This window comes from Cutibacterium porci (assembly GCF_009696315.1).
GTDB classification, from domain to species: domain Bacteria; phylum Actinomycetota; class Actinomycetes; order Propionibacteriales; family Propionibacteriaceae; genus Cutibacterium; species Cutibacterium porci.
On sequence record NZ_VUMG01000001.1, the window covers coordinates 316,507 to 332,288 of the forward strand.

11 protein-coding genes and 1 pseudogene are annotated in these 15,782 nt (G+C 61.4%); 8 read left to right on the forward strand and 4 right to left on the reverse strand.

The features are described 5' to 3' along the window. Positions 1-14: 14 nt before the first annotated feature. On the reverse strand, positions 15-1,319 hold the full coding sequence (locus tag FYJ43_RS01370; RefSeq protein WP_154561291.1) for an ABC transporter substrate-binding protein: 1,305 nt from the start codon (positions 1,317-1,319) through the stop codon (positions 15-17). Between the two features lie 353 nt (positions 1,320-1,672). Between FYJ43_RS01370 and FYJ43_RS01375 the strand changes: the two genes are divergently transcribed. The 6 genes from FYJ43_RS01375 to FYJ43_RS01400 are packed head-to-tail and all read left to right on the forward strand — an operon-like array spanning position 1,673 to position 9,910. Next, the gene (locus tag FYJ43_RS01375) at positions 1,673-2,425 is read left to right on the forward strand and encodes a DeoR/GlpR family DNA-binding transcription regulator (RefSeq protein WP_229771550.1); all 753 of its coding nucleotides are present in this window, start codon (positions 1,673-1,675) and stop codon (positions 2,423-2,425) included. After that, positions 2,422-3,810 carry a 6-phospho-beta-glucosidase gene (locus tag FYJ43_RS01380; protein ID WP_154561295.1) on the forward strand — a complete coding sequence of 463 codons (1,389 nt, stop codon included), beginning with the start codon at positions 2,422-2,424 and terminating at the stop codon, positions 3,808-3,810. Before FYJ43_RS01375 ends, FYJ43_RS01380 begins: the two co-directional genes overlap by 4 nt. Then, entirely contained in the window at positions 3,803-6,925 is a 3,123-nt protein-coding gene (locus tag FYJ43_RS01385) for an alpha-mannosidase (RefSeq protein WP_154561297.1), read from the forward strand. Before FYJ43_RS01380 ends, FYJ43_RS01385 begins: the two co-directional genes overlap by 8 nt. Continuing rightward, positions 6,922-7,977 carry an alkaline phosphatase family protein gene (locus FYJ43_RS01390; RefSeq protein WP_154561299.1) on the forward strand — a complete coding sequence of 352 codons (1,056 nt, stop codon included), beginning with the start codon at positions 6,922-6,924 and terminating at the stop codon, positions 7,975-7,977. The genes FYJ43_RS01385 and FYJ43_RS01390 overlap by 4 nt, the downstream gene beginning before the upstream one ends. Then, positions 7,971-8,615 (forward strand): HAD family hydrolase, encoded by a 645-nt coding sequence (locus FYJ43_RS01395; protein ID WP_154561301.1) that lies wholly within the window; start codon positions 7,971-7,973, stop codon positions 8,613-8,615. Before FYJ43_RS01390 ends, FYJ43_RS01395 begins: the two co-directional genes overlap by 7 nt. Further along, positions 8,612-9,910 (forward strand): glycoside hydrolase family 125 protein, encoded by a 1,299-nt coding sequence (locus FYJ43_RS01400; protein WP_154562094.1) that lies wholly within the window; start codon positions 8,612-8,614, stop codon positions 9,908-9,910. Before FYJ43_RS01395 ends, FYJ43_RS01400 begins: the two co-directional genes overlap by 4 nt. Here FYJ43_RS01400 and FYJ43_RS01405 read toward each other — a convergent pair. Then, positions 9,894-11,432 (reverse strand): beta-N-acetylhexosaminidase, encoded by a 1,539-nt coding sequence (locus FYJ43_RS01405; protein ID WP_154561303.1) that lies wholly within the window; start codon positions 11,430-11,432, stop codon positions 9,894-9,896. The two genes, FYJ43_RS01400 and FYJ43_RS01405, sit on opposite strands and share 17 nt — an antisense overlap. Positions 11,433-11,533: 101 nt before the next feature. Between FYJ43_RS01405 and FYJ43_RS01410 the strand changes: the two genes are divergently transcribed. Continuing rightward, on the forward strand, positions 11,534-12,469 hold the full coding sequence (locus tag FYJ43_RS01410) for a carbohydrate kinase family protein (RefSeq protein WP_154561305.1): 936 nt from the start codon (positions 11,534-11,536) through the stop codon (positions 12,467-12,469). A gap of 18 nt (positions 12,470-12,487) precedes the next feature. On the opposite strand, the gene FYJ43_RS01415 is transcribed toward FYJ43_RS01410, so the two are convergent. Next, positions 12,488-13,858, reverse strand: coding sequence for a sensor histidine kinase (locus tag FYJ43_RS01415; protein ID WP_154561307.1), 1,371 nt, complete (start codon positions 13,856-13,858; stop codon positions 12,488-12,490). Between the two features lie 185 nt (positions 13,859-14,043). On the opposite strand from FYJ43_RS01415, the gene galE reads away from it, so the two are divergent. Continuing rightward, a complete protein-coding gene (gene galE, locus FYJ43_RS01420; protein WP_154561309.1) occupies positions 14,044-15,033 on the forward strand; it encodes a UDP-glucose 4-epimerase GalE in 990 nt (329 codons plus the stop codon). A 92-nt stretch (positions 15,034-15,125) separates the two neighbouring features. Here galE and FYJ43_RS01425 read toward each other — a convergent pair. Then, positions 15,126-15,734 (reverse strand): annotated as a pseudogene (locus tag FYJ43_RS01425) (TetR/AcrR family transcriptional regulator); the annotation flags it as partial. Positions 15,735-15,782: the final 48 nt, after the last annotated feature.

The following is a 15,782-nucleotide window of genomic DNA, read 5'->3' on the forward strand; positions in this document are numbered from 1 at the left end:
TTCGGAAAGCTGTATCACTTGACGGTGAGATGCAATTGTCTGGCGATCCTTTTGGCCTCAGCGACGGCGTCCTTCCAAGCGGCCTCCGGGTTCTTGCCTGAGGACTCGACCTGCTCCAACTGGGCCGTGAACGGGGCGGACACAGCATCGGAGCGTGAATCTTCGTAGATCGGACGCACCGACTCAGCAGCTTTTCCGAAGACCTTCGCGGCATGCTGGCCGCCGAGAAACTCCACTGGCCCGGATACTTTCGGATCATCGTAGGCTTTAGGAGAGACGGGAAAGTTGCCGTTGTGGACGTACTCACGCACTTGAGACTCCACGCTGAGCAGTTCGCGGATCGCCGCGAAAGAAGCTTTCGGATCGGGTGCGCCCGCAGGGATAGATAGGAAGGATCCGCCCTGGTTGATGGCTGGCCCAGGGTGGGCACAGACGCGCCACGTGCCTTTCGTTTGAGGAGCGTCAACCATGAGGTCGGCTAAGTGCCAGGAGGCACCGAAATCAGCGGGAAGGCGTCCCTCATTGACGGCGGCGGCCGCATCGGAGGTGTTGGATTTGATCGCGGCGACGATGCCGGCCTTGAACGCCTTGACAGCGGTATCCCAGGCTTTGCGAATGTGGTCTTGGTCGCCGATGAAGGTTTTCTTCTCGTCAATGAATCCGTGGCCCGATTGTGGCCAGACTGTGCCAAACAGGCCTGCCGAGTTACGCACTAGATAGGTCTTATCTTTGGCGGCTAGGAGTTTGGTGCCAAATTCGATGAAGGCGTCCCAGGTGGTGATCTGGGCGGCGACCTTGTCAGGTTCGGCGGGCAGTTTGGCCTGCTCAAAGATGTCGGCTCGGTAGAACAGGGCCGTCGGGCCAATGTCGGAGGGAATGCCGAGCTGTTTGCCGTCGTTAGTCGAGGCTTGGGCCCACTTCCAGTCCAGGAAGCTGGACTTGATGTCTTTGGCGCCCAGAGTGTTGAGGTCGACAAAGTATTGGGCGTGGTCACGGAAGAAGGCGATGTCCTCACCCTTGACGCCGGTCAGGTCAGGCAGTCCGGAACCGGCGGTGAAGGTTGTCGTGAGCTTTTGTTTGAAGTCGCCGCCGATGATGTCTTGACGCACACTGTAAGACGAGTGCGCTTTGGAGACGGCAGCCAGCGTCTGCTTGTCGAATCCTTCCGGCCAGATCCATAGGACGAGCTTCTTAGCGTCACCGGCACCCTTGTCGGATGTGGGCTCGGTGGAGGTGGAGCATCCGGTTAATGCCGACATTCCTAACATGCCCAGTCCAGTAAGGCTGCCAGTGAGCAGATGACGACGCGACAGATTCATGAGGTCTCTCCTTGGGTTGAACGGGAATCGCCACTGACAAAATCGCTCAGTAATGTTCATTTTGGAGGTGGGCTTCGAACCGTCCCTCGATGGTATGAGCGCCTTCTAAGGGGAGTTTGGGGCTCGTTGACCCGCCAGAGGTTCAGGGTGTCACGACTGTGTGCAACTGAGGTTAACTATCGGTGATCTCCAGGAAACAACCTTGCCAATGCTTGATTCGAATATGGCTGAGCTGACTGGGAGGAGTCGGCTCGTGAGATCACTGTAGCGTCCGGCGAGTGAGAAAATGATGCAAAGTGATTGAAATGACGAAAATCTGTCGTCCTGTCACCCGGGATCGCTACCATGGTCATATGCTCAAGGCCGCTCGTCACGACGCGATCGTCGAACTGCTGCGGGATCGACCTGCCATGCGAACCGTCGACATCGCTCAGAGTCTGAATGTGAGCTTGGCCACGGCCCGGCGTGACTGCATCGCTTTGGAAAACAAAGGCGTCATCGAGCGTTCTTGGGGAGGTATCCAGCTCGTCACGAGCGTGGACGATCATTTCAGTGACGTGATGAATCACCAGACTCGCGCCAAGGCGGCGATCGCCCGCAAGGCCGCCGAGCTTGTCCACGACGGCGACACCATCATCATGGACATCGGCACCACCGTCCACCACTTATCCGGGCTGCTCACTGAGCGTTCCATCACCGTCCTCACTGCGTCCCTGCCCGTCTTTGAAGCTTTCAAGAGCGCCCCGGACGTCACCGTCGTTGTGCTGGGAGGAGTGTGGTCGCAGCGATACCAATGCTTTGACGGTCAGTTCGTCGCCGATGCGCTGACTCACCATCAAGCCGACCTCGCTTTCCTAGGCTGCTCCGGGGTGAGCGCCAACGGACGGGTGCGTGACACGAGCCGCTCCCAGGCTCAGATCAAGCAGGCGATTATCGCTGCAGCGAGTCGAAGCTACCTGCTTGTCGACTCGGAGAAATTCCCAGGTGTCGGGGCACATTCCCCGTTCACTATCGAGGACGTCAGCGGGGTCATTACCACTGGGCCACTGCCGCCGGACTTCGACGCACACTGCGAATCAACAGGCATGGAGGTCATCACGGTATGAAACTCACCATCCTTGGTGGCGGGGGATTCCGCGTTCCACTGGTATTCAAGGCCCTCGCTCGCGACGCCTCACCCCAACGAGTGACTGAGCTGCGGCTTTACGACACTGACTCACTGCGATTAGGCGTCATCGAAACAGTGCTATCCCAGCTGGCCCCCAACCTGCCTCACGCGCCGTCGGTGGTGGCGACCACTGATCTGCCTACTGCCCTGAGAGGAACCGACTTCATCTTTTCAGCCATCCGCGTCGCCGGAACGCGGGGACGAGCCCTAGACGAGTCGATGTGTCTGGCGCGTGGCGTCATTGGCCAGGAGACTGTCGGGGCTGGCGGTATTTCATATGCCCTGCGTGGCATACCGGTGGTGCTCGACCTCGCTGAGAAAATCACGCAATACGCCCCCAATGCCAACGTCATTAATTTTACTAATCCAGCCGGGGTGATGACCGAGGTCATGCAGCACCGTCTCGGAGACCAGGTGGTTGGCATCTGTGACTCCCCCGTCGGCTTGGCTCGTCGCATCCTCACTACGTTGCAGAATGCCGGGTTGGCACCGGCCGATGTAGGGTCACTGTTCGATGCCAACGGACGCGTCCATATCGGCTACAGCGGGCTCAATCACCTGGGCTGGCTTACCAGTTTGAACGTCGACGGCACCGACGTCTTACCGCGTCTGATGGAGCGCCCCGACCTTATAGCGAGTTTTGAGGAAGGTCGGCTCTTTGGCCCTGATTTGGTACAAGCCTTAGGCGCTGTACCTAACGAGTACTTGCACTATTACTACTACTGTCGCGATGACCTCGCCGTCGATCGGAATGCCGAGGCCCCGCGCGGGGCATTTCTGGAGGCCCAGCAGCGGCGCTTCTACACGAAGGCCCAACACACCGACGACGTCGCCGGACTATGGGAGGCCACTCGCCTGGAGCGCGAAGAGACCTACATGGCCACCAATCGCGAGGTCTCCGGGGAGTTCAAGCGCGACGAGGCCGATCTGGAAACCGGCGGATACGACAAGGTCGCCCTCGCGATCATGCACGCCATCGCCAATGACATGCCCGCCGAGCTCATCCTCAATGTGGCGAACCACGGTGCCCTGCCCGACTTACCTGACGATGCTGTCGTGGAAATTCCCTGTCGAGTGGACGGTGCCGGGATCCATCGGCTTCCTGCACCGGCGCTACCGGATCATGCTCGCGGGCTCGTCGTCAACGCCAAATACGTCGAGCAGCGCACCATCGATGCCGCCGTCAACCACAGCCGCACCGCAGCATTGCTGGCCCTTAGTCACCACCCGCTAGTTGACTCCGTCTACGTTGCCGAGCAGCTCCTCAATGACTTTGCCAATGCCTTCGACGGCCTGGACTATCTTGTGGACGACCATGCATGATCACACCGAGCTCACCCAGGATCGCATCGGTCACCTTAAAGAGCGTCTCGAGCGAGAAATCACCACAACGATCTGCTCATTGGACGTGACGGCCTGGCAGGCTCCCGGCGAACCCGTGAGCTTCGAGGAAGCCGTCGCCGCTAGCTACCATCCGTTTCCGCCCGGAACCTGGTGGGGTGCTCCGTGGAGCACCTGGTGGCTCCACGTCACTGGCACCCTCCCCGCTGCCCACGCTGGTGACGAGGTCGACCTCTCGATGGACCTCGGATTCGTCGGTGACTGGGCCGGAAACCAGTCCGAAGCGATGGTCTACACCCGCTCAGGGCGCCCCCTCAAAGCTCTCAACCCACGCAACCACCAGGTCGCACTCAACCACGGGGCGCTGGCTCAACGATTCGCTGAAGAGGGTGAGCCGCTCGTTGGGGCTGGTGGGCGCGTCGACCTGTGGGTGGAAGCCGCAGGTAACCCCGACATGACCCTGCATCTGGCAGGCCCCACTGAGCTGGGGGATCGTCGCACTGCGGGCGATGAACCGCTGTGGCAATTTAGGGGAGCGGAACTCTCGGTGCGTCGCAACGAAGTATGGAACCTATGGCTCGACATTGACGTCCTCGACGGCCTCATGCGCCAGCTTCCGGCTGACTCCACCCACCGTGCCCGGTTACTCCACGGTTTGGAACAGGCTGCTGATGAGGTCGATCGCCACGGCATCCTCGCCGGCGCAGAGCACGCCCGGCAGATCCTTGCTGGGTACCTTAGCTCGGGGGCGAACTCATCGGCTCAACAGATGACGGCCATCGGACACGCACACATCGACTCGGCATGGCTATGGCCGTTGCGTGAGACCCGTCGCAAGGTAGTGCGTACCTTCTCCAACGTCGTGTCACTGGCTGACGAGTATCCCGACTTTCACTTCGCGTGCAGCAGCGCTCAGCATTACGCCTGGCTTCAGGAGTCCGCGCCAGAAATCTTCGAGCGTGTTAAGGGCGCTATTGAGCGTGGCCAGTGGCACCCGGTGGGTGGCATGTGGGTGGAGTCTGACACCAATCTGCCCTCGGGGGAATCACTGGTGCGTCAATTCACGAGCGGTCTGCGCTGGATGCGTGAACAGCTCGGGGTGCGCCCGGATTGCCTGTGGCTACCGGATTCCTTTGGCTATACCGGTGCGCTGCCTCAGATCGCCCGGTTGGCGGGTATGAATTGGTTCTTCACCCAAAAACTCAGCTGGAACAAGGCCAACACCTTGCCCCACCACACATTCTGGTGGGAAGGCATCGACGGGACTCGACTGTGGACGCACTTCCCGCCGGTGGATTGTTACGACTCCATCGTCAGTGCCCCTGAGGTCAAGAAGGCTGAGGCGAACTTCAAAGAGAAAGGCATAGCGCGACGTTCGATCTTGCCATTCGGGTATGGCGATGGTGGTGGAGGACCCACCGCTGAGCAGGTGGAACGCGTCCACCGATTCGCCAACGTCGAGGATGCGCCTCAGGTTCAGTTGGGCTCACCTGACGACTACTTCGCTCAGGCTCGCGATGACTACCCTCAAGCACCGGTATGGCGCGGCGAGATGTATTTGGAGTTCCACCGTGGCGTCTACACATCTGTCCACGCTCTGAAAGACGGCAACCGGCGCGCTGAGGAGGCTCTCAGCGCCGCCGAATGGCTAGCCGTTGAGGCAGCTCGTGTCGGTTATCCCTACCCCCACGAGCAGTTGGAACAGCTTTGGCGACGCACGCTGTTGCTGCAGTTCCACGACATCTTGCCCGGTTCCTCGATCGCGTGGGTGAATCAGGAAGCCATCGCCGAGTTCACCGCTATTCGCGCTGAGGTGGACCAGCTGATGGATGAAGCTTGGCAGGCACTGTTACACGCGGGCGGAGACCGGGTCGCCGGGGTAAGCCTGATGAATCCATCCTGCGGTGACCGTCGCGAAGTTATCACCGTCAAGGGTCGGCCCACACTTGTACAGGTGCCAGCTATGGCGTCGCAGCCGCTCATTGATGCCGTGGTTGATCCCGAACATCCGGTGCGGGTAGACCGGGAGCCCGATTCGATTCGAATGACCAACGGATTAGTTGAGGTGCGCATCGACAGGCATGACGGGCTGGTGACCTCGGTCATTGACCTGGTGGCTGGCCGCGAGCTCTTGTTGCCCGGGCAACGCGCCAACCGACTCGTCCTGCACCCTGACTATCCCGACTGTTTTGACGCGTGGGAATTGCAGCACCAGTACCGGCACAGTGCCGTTGCGGTGGATGACCTCACCGGGTTAGACGTCGTCGAGGACCCGCTACGGAGCACGGTGCGTGTTGAACGTAGAGAGGCCGGTGTCATTCAGGCCATCACTCTTGACGCCGACAGCCGGGCGGTTGAGTTCAGCCTTGACGTCGATTGGGCTGAGCAGGCCCGAGTGCTCAAAGTCGACTTTCCCCTCGACGTGGCCGCTGACACCAACGTCGATGAGATCCAGTTCGGTCATATTAAGCGACCCATCGGTGCCAACACGTCATGGGATGACGCCCACTTTGAAAGCTGTGGACAGCAGTGGATGTTGCTGGGCGAACCCGGGTACGCCGTCGCGTTAGTCAACCAGTCCAGTTATGGCCATGACGTGAGTCCAGCGGGAGGAGATGAGCACACACCTACCGCAGGCGTGATGGCTCGGCTTACCCTGCTGCGTTCTCCACAGAGCCCAGATTCGCACTCTGACCGAGGCACTCACCACCTTGTCTATAGCCTGCTCACTGATGCCGGGGTTGCGTCGGCGCATGTCGAGGCGGCACGGCTTAACCAGCCCCTCCGCATGCGCGAGGGCGTGCTGAGCCTAGCTAGTCTCGTCCGGATCGAACCGGTGCGGGGCTTCGCTGTCATTGACTCCGTCAAACAAGCCTTCGATGAGTCTGGTGATCTGGTGATACGGATGCACGAGGCGGATGGTGCCCGCAGCCGAGTGCGCCTGCTACTAGACCGGGGCGGTTACCTCAGCGAGGTGGACTTGCTCGAGGAACGAGTGGGTGATCCGACCCAACAGCTTCCGACGGTCGCCGTGAGCAGGGTGGATCTCGCTCTGCGTCCTTTCCAAATCTTGACGTTGAGAGTGAGCCAACAATGAAACTGCTCTTGGTGTGCATCGACGGGATGCGCCTTGATGTGGCATTACCCGAGGCCCTGCGTGACAACCCTGGATTCGCCTACCCCGATCACCCTGCCGACCCGCGATTCGTGCGTGGGGTGGGTGAGGGCGAGCCGGTTCCCAAGCACCCCGCCCCAGCCCTGGACCACACCCTGCCCGTCGACCAGGCACCCAGCGGGCTGGCCCCCACCCTCGCTCGTCTGGTGAGAGGTGATGACCGCTCTCAGGGCACGATCATCCCTATGTGGATGACTCCACCCACCGATTCCGCCCCCGGCTGGACGACGATCCTCACCGGCGCCACCCATGAGCAATGCAATGTGTGGTGGAACGAGTTCGTCGGCCATGACCTGGCCCGTCACCCCGACATACTGTCCCAAGTTTTCTTCGCCAACCCGTTGGCGCGCACCATCGCAGCAGCCACCTGGGACGCCTTTGTCAGCCCTTACGGGCCCGGCCCGATCATTCACCAGCGGGTCGACCAGCAACGTACCGGCCAGCACCAGCTTTTCGGCCCCGACCTGTCGGGGGGCATCGACCGGGCCGACGAGCAGGTGTCGTCCTGGGCCGCCTGGCACCTGTTGCACGAGGGCCCGGACGCTGCCGTTGTCTACTTCGAGGGGGTGGACCACGCTGGGCACAGTTACGGAGCGAACTCTGAGCAGTATCGGAACGCTGTGCGTCACGTCGATGAGCTCACCCGCCACCTCGTCAAGGCCGTCGCAGAGCGTCACGAGCAGCTCGCAGAGCAATGGCTCGTCGCCGTCACCACCGATCACGGCCACAAACCTGAGGGAGGTCACGGCGAGGATGAGGTCGAGGTGCGTCGCAGTTTCCTAGCCGCTCACCACATCGGTGGGGCGTTGCCCGATCCATTGCTTCGTACCGATCCCATTCGCAGCCACGACGTGACGCCGCTACTGCTCAAGGCAATCGGAGTCCATCCTGGCTTTATGGACGCTAGCGACGTCGGCGTCCTGCGCGATGTGAAGCCGGTTGGCCCGAGTAGAGAAATGGATTTTGAATGGTGACGACGCACTTACCCGAGAAGGTGGACGGTGTCCTCTTTGACATGGACGGCACCCTGCTCGACACCCTGTCTGGGTGGCGTGCAGCGTCTGAGCAGCTGTGGGGCGGCAGCCTGACTGATGCTGTCGCTGCCGACGTTGACGGGGGCACCGTTGATGATGTCGTTGAGCTATATCTGCGCGACCACCCCCAAGCAGATCCCCAGGTCACCACTGAGCGCCTCGTCGACCTGCTGGACGCCAACCTGGCTGACAATACGAAGCCGATGCCTGGGGCAGACCGTCTGGTAAGGAGGTTAGCCGCTCACGTCCCTATCGCAGTGGTGTCCAATTCCCTGACGCGCCTGGTGCGTGACGGGCTAGCCTCGCAAGGCTGGCTCGACCTCTTCGACACCGTTCTAGGGGTGGACGACGTCCCCGCCGGAAAACCAGCCCCCGACCCCTACCTCGCAGCAGCAAGGCGCATGGGCGTTGACCCGGCCAGATGTGTCGTCATCGAAGACTCTGCTTTCGGGCTGCGTGCCGGATGGGCCGCCGGGGCGTGGGTTCTCGCACTCGGTGATCGGCTCAAGGGCCAGGGTGACATGTGGGTTCCTGACTTGGAAGACCAACGTGTCACCTCATGGGAGCCCTACCGATGACGGCGTGCGAATTGACGCCCGCCCTACAGCGGCGCCTCGACGAGGTTGGTGCTCGGATCGGTTGGGGCGTCAGCGAACATATTGATGAGGCTGTCGGTCGGCAGGCCGCGAGCCGATTTGTGGCCTGGATGACGGACACGTGGACTCGCACTATGACCCGCGACCGCCACGGCGTCTTCGTCGTCACTGGCGATATTCCAGCTATGTGGTTGCGCGATTCCTCAGCTCAGTTGTGGCCCTTCCTGGCACTGTGCGACCTCCCCGCTGTGTCCCGTCAGATCCGTGACGTCGTTGCCCGACAGTGGCACTGTATTGGCATCGACCCCTACGCCAATGCCTTTAACTGTGGCCCAACCGGAGCACATTTCGACCCTGACGATGTCGACCTGCTCGATGAGTTGTGGGAGCGTAAGTGCGAGGTCGATTCGCTGGCCTTTCCCGTCGATCTCGCATGGCGGTTGTGGCAGGTCACGGCACGACCAGACCACCTCAACAGTGCGGTGCACGAGGGGTGTCGGCGCATCGTCGACGTCTGGAGTGTGGAACAAGACCACGCCGCCCGCTCGACCTATCGTCATGTGCGCCCTAGCGAACCCGCCGACACCCTTGGCGTCGACGGCTCCGGAGAGCCAGTAGGGTACACCGGAATGACGTGGAGCGGATTCCGGCCCTCAGACGATGCGTGCCGCTACGGATACAACATCCCGGCACAGTTCATGGCCATGCGTGCGTTGCGCCAGATTGGCGAATTCTGTCGCGTTTGGGACGACGACAACCTTGCTGAACACGCCTCAAAGCTGGCCAATGACATCGACGTCGGGGTGAGGCACTTCGGCATTATTGCGGACCATCTTGCCTACGAAGTCGACGGGCTCGGATCAGTATTGGAGATGGACGACGCGAACATGCCATCGCTGCTGTCGCTGCCTCTTACGAGTGACCTTGCCCGTGACGATCCGCTCTACCAGGCCACCCGCAGCTGGGTACTTAGCGAGGCCAATCCGTACCTATTCGCTGGCCCGACGGCGCGAGGCATTGGCAGCCCGCACAGTCCCGACGGCTACATTTGGCACATCGGTGTGGCAGTACAGGGGCTCACCGGGGACGACGTTGAGGCGCGCGACTGTCTGCAGACGATCCTCACCACCGATGGCGGCACTGGCTGGACGCACGAGAGTTTTGATCCACATGACCCTACTCGGTTCACACGCGGGTGGTTCAGCTGGTCGAACTCGATGGCGTGCCTGCTCATGATGAAGGTGGCCGGTATCGACGTCATCACCTGTGCCAGTTGACGCCCATTGCGGTGAGCCGACGAGTCTGGGCCTCCAACTCTGATTGCGGCCGAGCTGGATTGCCGGTCCACAACTGTTCGGCGATGGATGTGCCGCGCGGGAAGGCGGCGTCTTCGACCTGGGCGGGGGTGCGCAGATATTCAGTCCACAGTTGGAATTGCCCACCTAACAGGTGGGGTGAATCTACTGCGGCAAGCACATCGTGCAGCCCGGCGACGTCGTCCATGGTCATGGGGGCGGCTATCGTCACTGGCGCCTGTGGCCCTGCTTCGATGCCGTAATCCAGGTATGTATGCCGGGCAGGTGCGGCGATGACGTCGTGGCCTGCGGCGACAGCGCGGGAAATGTCGTCGGCGTCTCGCCACACCATGACCGTCACTTCCTTAGGAGCACCGGCCTCTAGCACCTCGTCCCAGGCGATGACCTGATGGCCCGCTGCGACCACGTGATTGCAGATGTGCCGCTCGAACCACGCTTGGGCTTGGTGCGGCGTTGTGATCCCCAGGTCGGCAAGCCGGGCGCGGGTTTGCTCGTGACTGAACCACTCTTTGCCGGGGCATTCGTCGCCACCGATGTGGATTGGTGAGTCCGGGAAAATATCCATCACAGCGTCTAAAGCGTCGCGGCAGAAAGCCAACGAATCGTCGGTGAGGTTGATGTGATGCTCCGACACCCCAAAAGCAGTGCGTGGGTGATCTACTGGTATTCCGCAGCCCAGCGCGGGATAGGCGGCGACGACCGATTCAGTGTGGCCCGGTAGGTCAATTTCTGGCACGACCGTGATACCTAGTATACCTGCCCGTTTATTGATGGCGCTCAGCTGCTCGACTGTGTAAGCGCCTCCATGAGGTACATGATCGTGCTCGGCGACGTCGTCACAATCGTTGTCGTCGGGTGGTGGCTGGTGCCCTCGTACCGTTCCCGGGCGCCAGGCCCCTACGGTGGTTAGCCGTGGCCACCCCGGTACCGGCAGGCGCCAGCCTTGGTCGTCGGTGAGGTGCAAGTGCAGCCGGTTGAGTTTGTGCATGGCCAGCACATCTAGGAAGCGCGTCATGAACGAGGCAGGCATAAAATGCCGCGAGACGTCCAGATGGGCTCCTCGCCACCTGTAATGCGGCGCGTCAACGATGACGCCCTTCGGAAGGTGCAGATGTTCTCGAATCAGCGGGCCGGGCCCATGGACCCACGGGGTCAGTAGCTGCAACAAAGTCTGCACCGCCCATCGTGCGCCGTTTGAATCGCCGGCGGTGATGCGGATCTGCGCGTCGATTTCGATGCGGTACCCCTCTGGCTCTATCGCGGGATCCACTGTGACGATGAGAGAAGTGGTGTCGGCGTGTGACGGTACGCGCACGACGTCAAGTGCCGGAGCCAGTCGTTCGGTGAGCACAGTAACGGCATCGGTGGCCTCGTCGGGACCAGCCCAGGTGAGCACCGCTGGCAGGGGGAATCGTCCCTCACTGAACCGTACGTGGCGGGGCTGGGGACACAAGCCTCGGATCAGGGCATCGTTGGTGGGCATCTCTGCTCCTTGTGGCATCGCCTGCCAATGGGGTTTCCCATAGATTACCTAGCATCAGAGTTTATGCTGGGGACGACCAATTGCGCACAGGAGCTACGCCCATGCCCGTCAACCGTCATCCTCGGCTGCTCGCCGTTGGCATTACGTATCGTGACCTCGTCATTTCTGGAATCGAGGAATTACCTGCGTTAGGAGAGGAGCGCTACGGCACTGACGTTGTCGCCACGTGGGGTGGGATTGCCAACACGGCTCGGATTGCGGCGAGCCTGGGAGCACGGGTGCAGTTGCTGACAGGTCTCGGTGAGGACCCCAACTCGCAGGCGTGTCGTCGTGAATTGACTGACTGGGGTATTGATCTAGCCCCGACCCCAATCCACCCTGGCTGGGCGCTTCCCGTGACGATGAGCCAGGCCTGTGGCACCGAGCGGGCTATGACGACTGTGGAAACTCCGCTACCAACCCCGTTCCCCGCCCCGAACCTTGACGGCATCGACGCCATCGTCAGCCATATCTCGGTTCCCGCTGAGGCGTGGCTGCACGACGCCGCCCATGCCGGAATCCCGGTGATTGTGGACCATGGATTCGAGGAAGGATGCGAATCTGGGCTGCTTGACGCGGTGTCGGGGTGTACCTGCTACACGCCTAACGCTGCTGAGGCGATGCGACTTACAGGTAGCGACGATCCGGTGCGGGCAGCCCGAACCCTCGCCGAGCATGTGCCGGTCGTCATCGTCACATGTGGCGGCGACGGGATCATCGGTGTGGATTCCCGCACTAGTGAGGAGGTTCATGTCCCGGCGGTGGCGATAGAACCGGTCAACACCACAGGTGCCGGAGACGCCACGTTGGCCGGCCTGGCCTGGACCTGGCAGTGGCAGGTGCCGTTGGCTCGAAAGCTCGATATTGCAGCACTGGTGGGAGCCGTCGTCACCTCGCGAGCGCGCGGAACCGCAGATCCACTCACCCCCGAGGACCTGCTCGCCTGGGTACCGCGGGATCCAGAACGGCTCGGGTGCCTCACTGAAGTATTGAGCTGAGTGGTGACAACGCCGAGCTCACCTCTGGCGGGAATCAGCCTGCACCGGCAATTTCGCTATGACGCGGAACCCGCCCTCTTTGCGCGGCCCCGCAGACAGTCGTCCACCCATCGACGTCACACGCTCCCGCATCCCCTGTAGGCCGTGCCCGCGCCCGTCGCCTTGGACGGCATCCCCATAGCCGTCGTCGACAATCTCCACATGGATCGCGGTAGGTGAATAGGCCAAAGTGACGGTGGCGTGGGCACCGCGGCCAGCATGCTTGAGCACGTTGGTTAGGGCTTCTTGAACAACCCGGTACACAACAAGACCGAGGGCCTGGGAGACCACGGGCTCCTCTCCGACGACCCTCAGCTCAACCTTCACACCGGACTTTTCCACCAGGTCGGGAATCTCGGCCAAACCGGGGGAAGGAGAGAACTCGGCATCGGTGTCCTGGCGCAACACTCCGACGATTCGCCTCATCTCGAGGAGCGCCTCGCGTCCGGTCTCGGCAATAGTATCGAGCACCTCGGGTGCTTTCTCGGGCTTCTTTGTTGCCAGCGCTTTGCCGCCTTCAGCCTGCACGATCATGACCGATAGCGAGTGAGCGACGATGTCGTGGAGTTCTCGGGCGATCTCGTTGCGGGTACGCTCCTCGGCTACCCTGGCCTGCTGCTCACGTTCGGCGAGAATCGCCCGGTAGCGCTGTGCCTTGACGATGCGCTGCTGAGAGTCGATCAGGGCGGATTCTCGCAGCCGTCTACCTACCGCATATGGTGTGAGGACGAGGCCCGCGCACACTGTCATGGCCAGCACCAGTAGTACCCACGGCGTTCCCGACGAAGGATCGTAACCGGCGGCAATGGTGGGACTCCACCTCATCGGCCCGATGACCGACCCCACGGCTCCTACCCACAGCACCCAGCGGGACTGGTGACCGTCGACCCATCGCGCCACTGAATAGGAGGCGATTGGAACGACGAAAATACTCAATACAGGGAAGGGCACGAAGAAGAACTGGATGGCAGCACCGATGGCGACCAAACCCATCATGAGGAGCGGGTACTCGCGACGCATTGGCAACGAGGCCACCATGACCATCGACGAAAAGAGGGCAGCGACGTATTCCGGGCACGGCCACTCCACCAGGCTGACGAGATAGGGGACGATCGTCGCTACGCCCATGACGAGGGTCAGGGTGACGTCTCCCCACCATGCCCGTTCAGTATCGGTTGGGCGGCCATCGTCGAGCTTAGGGTCCAGCACCTCTTCCATGCCGGGGATGTTGATTTGAGGGATGTTATTGCGGTTCGGATTGAACCGATTAAGACGGGCGCGCACCCCAGCCCCGCGGGATCCGTTGGGACGGTTCTCCGTGGACGAGTTTTGCGATCCGGTGTCCTCCATGACCGCCAGTGTAGAAAGGGAAACCAACCGTGGAGTATCGGTTGCATCTGACAGAACCTGCCATGTCGGCTGGCAACGCGCACCGTTGGTGACCAATTCACCACACAGAGCCCCGGCCCGCCGTCAATGGCGGCGGGCCGCACCTAAACTTGACTGCGACGAGTTCGACGCTACGGAAGGTTCCTATGAAGATTCTCATCACCGGCGGGGCCGGTTACATCGGATCGACGGTTGGCTCAGCATGCGAGGAGGCCGGCCACGAGGTCGTTGTGCTCGACGACCTATCTGCGGGACGCCGTGAATTTGTTCGTGACCGCGCGTTCTATCAGGGCGACGTTGCTGATCAGGACCTTCTCGACCGCGTCTTCACCGAGAACCAGATCGACGCTGTCGTCCATTGCGCAGCCAAGATCATCGTTCCCGAATCGGTTGATGAGCCGCTGGCCTATTACGACAATAACGTCGGCAAGACTGTCGCCCTACTCAAGGGGATGGAGCGCAACGGTGTGCACCGCATCTTGTTTTCTTCCTCGGCGTCGATCTACGCCACCGATGAGGAGTTCAAGGTCACTGAGGAATCTGCCCTGGACCCCGGTTCCCCCTATGCCACGACGAAGTTCATGGTGGAACTCATCCTGCGTGACGCTGCCCACGCCAGCGACCTTAAGGCGATCAGCCTGCGCTACTTCAACCCGATCGGCTCGGATCCGAAACTGCGTACCGGGCAGCAGATTGAGCACCCCACCCACGTGCTCGGAAAGATGATCGACGCCTGGATGGACGATTCCACCTTCACCGTCACTGGCGTGGACTGGCCGACTCGCGATGGTTCAGGTATTCGCGACTACATCCACGTCTGGGATCTGGCTCGCGCTCACGTCGCCGCTCTGGAACGTCTCGACGAGGTTACGGCCGACGACCCATATCAGGTATTCAATATCGGTACTGGAAACGGAGTTACCGTCAAGGAGCTCGTTGAGGCTTTCGAAGAGGGCACTGGGAAATCCCTCAATGTCGTGTACGGTCCGCCGCGCCCTGGCGATGTTGCAGGCGCCTACACAGTGTCGCATCGAGCTAAGGAGTTGCTTGGCTGGAGTGCAGAGTTGACCCAGGCAGATGGGATTCGCGACGCCATCGCATGGTTGCCTGAGCGCAAGGAGATTCTGGGTTACTGATCTGCCGAACCCTCGACCTGTCACCGGCCTCGCTCTCGTGCGGGGCCGGTCGTGTTATTCCCGGCCAGCGCCCTGGGAACATGTGACGGCGCGGGGCGGATGAAGGCCAGCACCATCGTTGTCAGCTGGTCGGTCATGCGGTCGATGTCGGCTTTCCGTCCCGACGCCATGGCCGCCAGTACCCGGGAGTCGAAGACTGCACGGGTGACCTCGGTGAGGTCGGTGACGCTGATTGTCGTCGTGACGTCGTGGTCACGCAGGGCCTGTTCGACCATCGTGTGCAAGGCCGGGGCAATGGCCGCCTCAACGTGCTGGTAGGCCTCCCGTAGCCGTGGATTTCGTGTTGCCTCAAGGGTGATCTCCAAAATTGCCACAACCGTCGTCGGATCGGAGCCGACTGTTGACGAGAACAGGGCGATGATGTCGTGGATGCGATCGCGAAGCGCCTCCTGGCCGTTATTAGGGAAATCCAGTGAGGAGCTAAGGGCGGTGAGGTTCTTTTCGGCGTAGCGGCTCAGCACTGCCAGACATAGCTCGTCCCTGGAGTTGAAGTTGGAGTAGAAGGCTCCGCGGGTAAAACCAGCTTCCTCGCAGATCTCCTCGACGGTGGACCCCGGTACTCCCTTGCGGGCGAAGACGGCGATGGCGGCGTCGGCCAGTCGCGCCTGGGTGGCTGCTCTGCGCGCGGAGACTGTGGGCATAACGCTCCTGGGGGCCTCGACCATTCATTGCGACGATGTATCGAATAC

Bases quoted from the DNA above. Each gene is read 5' to 3' on its own strand.
- FYJ43_RS01415 (WP_154561307.1), bottom strand. From the start codon at position 13,858: ATGGAGGACACCGGATCGCAAAACTCGTCCACGGAGAACCGTCCCAAC.
- FYJ43_RS01385 (WP_154561297.1), top strand. From the start codon at position 3,803: ATGCATGATCACACCGAGCTCACCCAGGATCGCATCGGTCACCTTAAA.
- FYJ43_RS01390 (WP_154561299.1), top strand. From the start codon at position 6,922: ATGAAACTGCTCTTGGTGTGCATCGACGGGATGCGCCTTGATGTGGCA.
- FYJ43_RS01405 (WP_154561303.1), bottom strand. From the start codon at position 11,432: ATGCCCACCAACGATGCCCTGATCCGAGGCTTGTGTCCCCAGCCCCGC.
- FYJ43_RS01410 (WP_154561305.1), top strand. From the start codon at position 11,534: ATGCCCGTCAACCGTCATCCTCGGCTGCTCGCCGTTGGCATTACGTAT.
- FYJ43_RS01380 (WP_154561295.1), top strand. From the start codon at position 2,422: ATGAAACTCACCATCCTTGGTGGCGGGGGATTCCGCGTTCCACTGGTA.
- galE (WP_154561309.1), top strand. From the start codon at position 14,044: ATGAAGATTCTCATCACCGGCGGGGCCGGTTACATCGGATCGACGGTT.
- FYJ43_RS01375 (WP_229771550.1), top strand. From the start codon at position 1,673: ATGCTCAAGGCCGCTCGTCACGACGCGATCGTCGAACTGCTGCGGGAT.
- FYJ43_RS01400 (WP_154562094.1), top strand. From the start codon at position 8,612: ATGACGGCGTGCGAATTGACGCCCGCCCTACAGCGGCGCCTCGACGAG.
- FYJ43_RS01370 (WP_154561291.1), bottom strand. From the start codon at position 1,319: ATGAATCTGTCGCGTCGTCATCTGCTCACTGGCAGCCTTACTGGACTG.
- FYJ43_RS01395 (WP_154561301.1), top strand. From the start codon at position 7,971: ATGGTGACGACGCACTTACCCGAGAAGGTGGACGGTGTCCTCTTTGAC.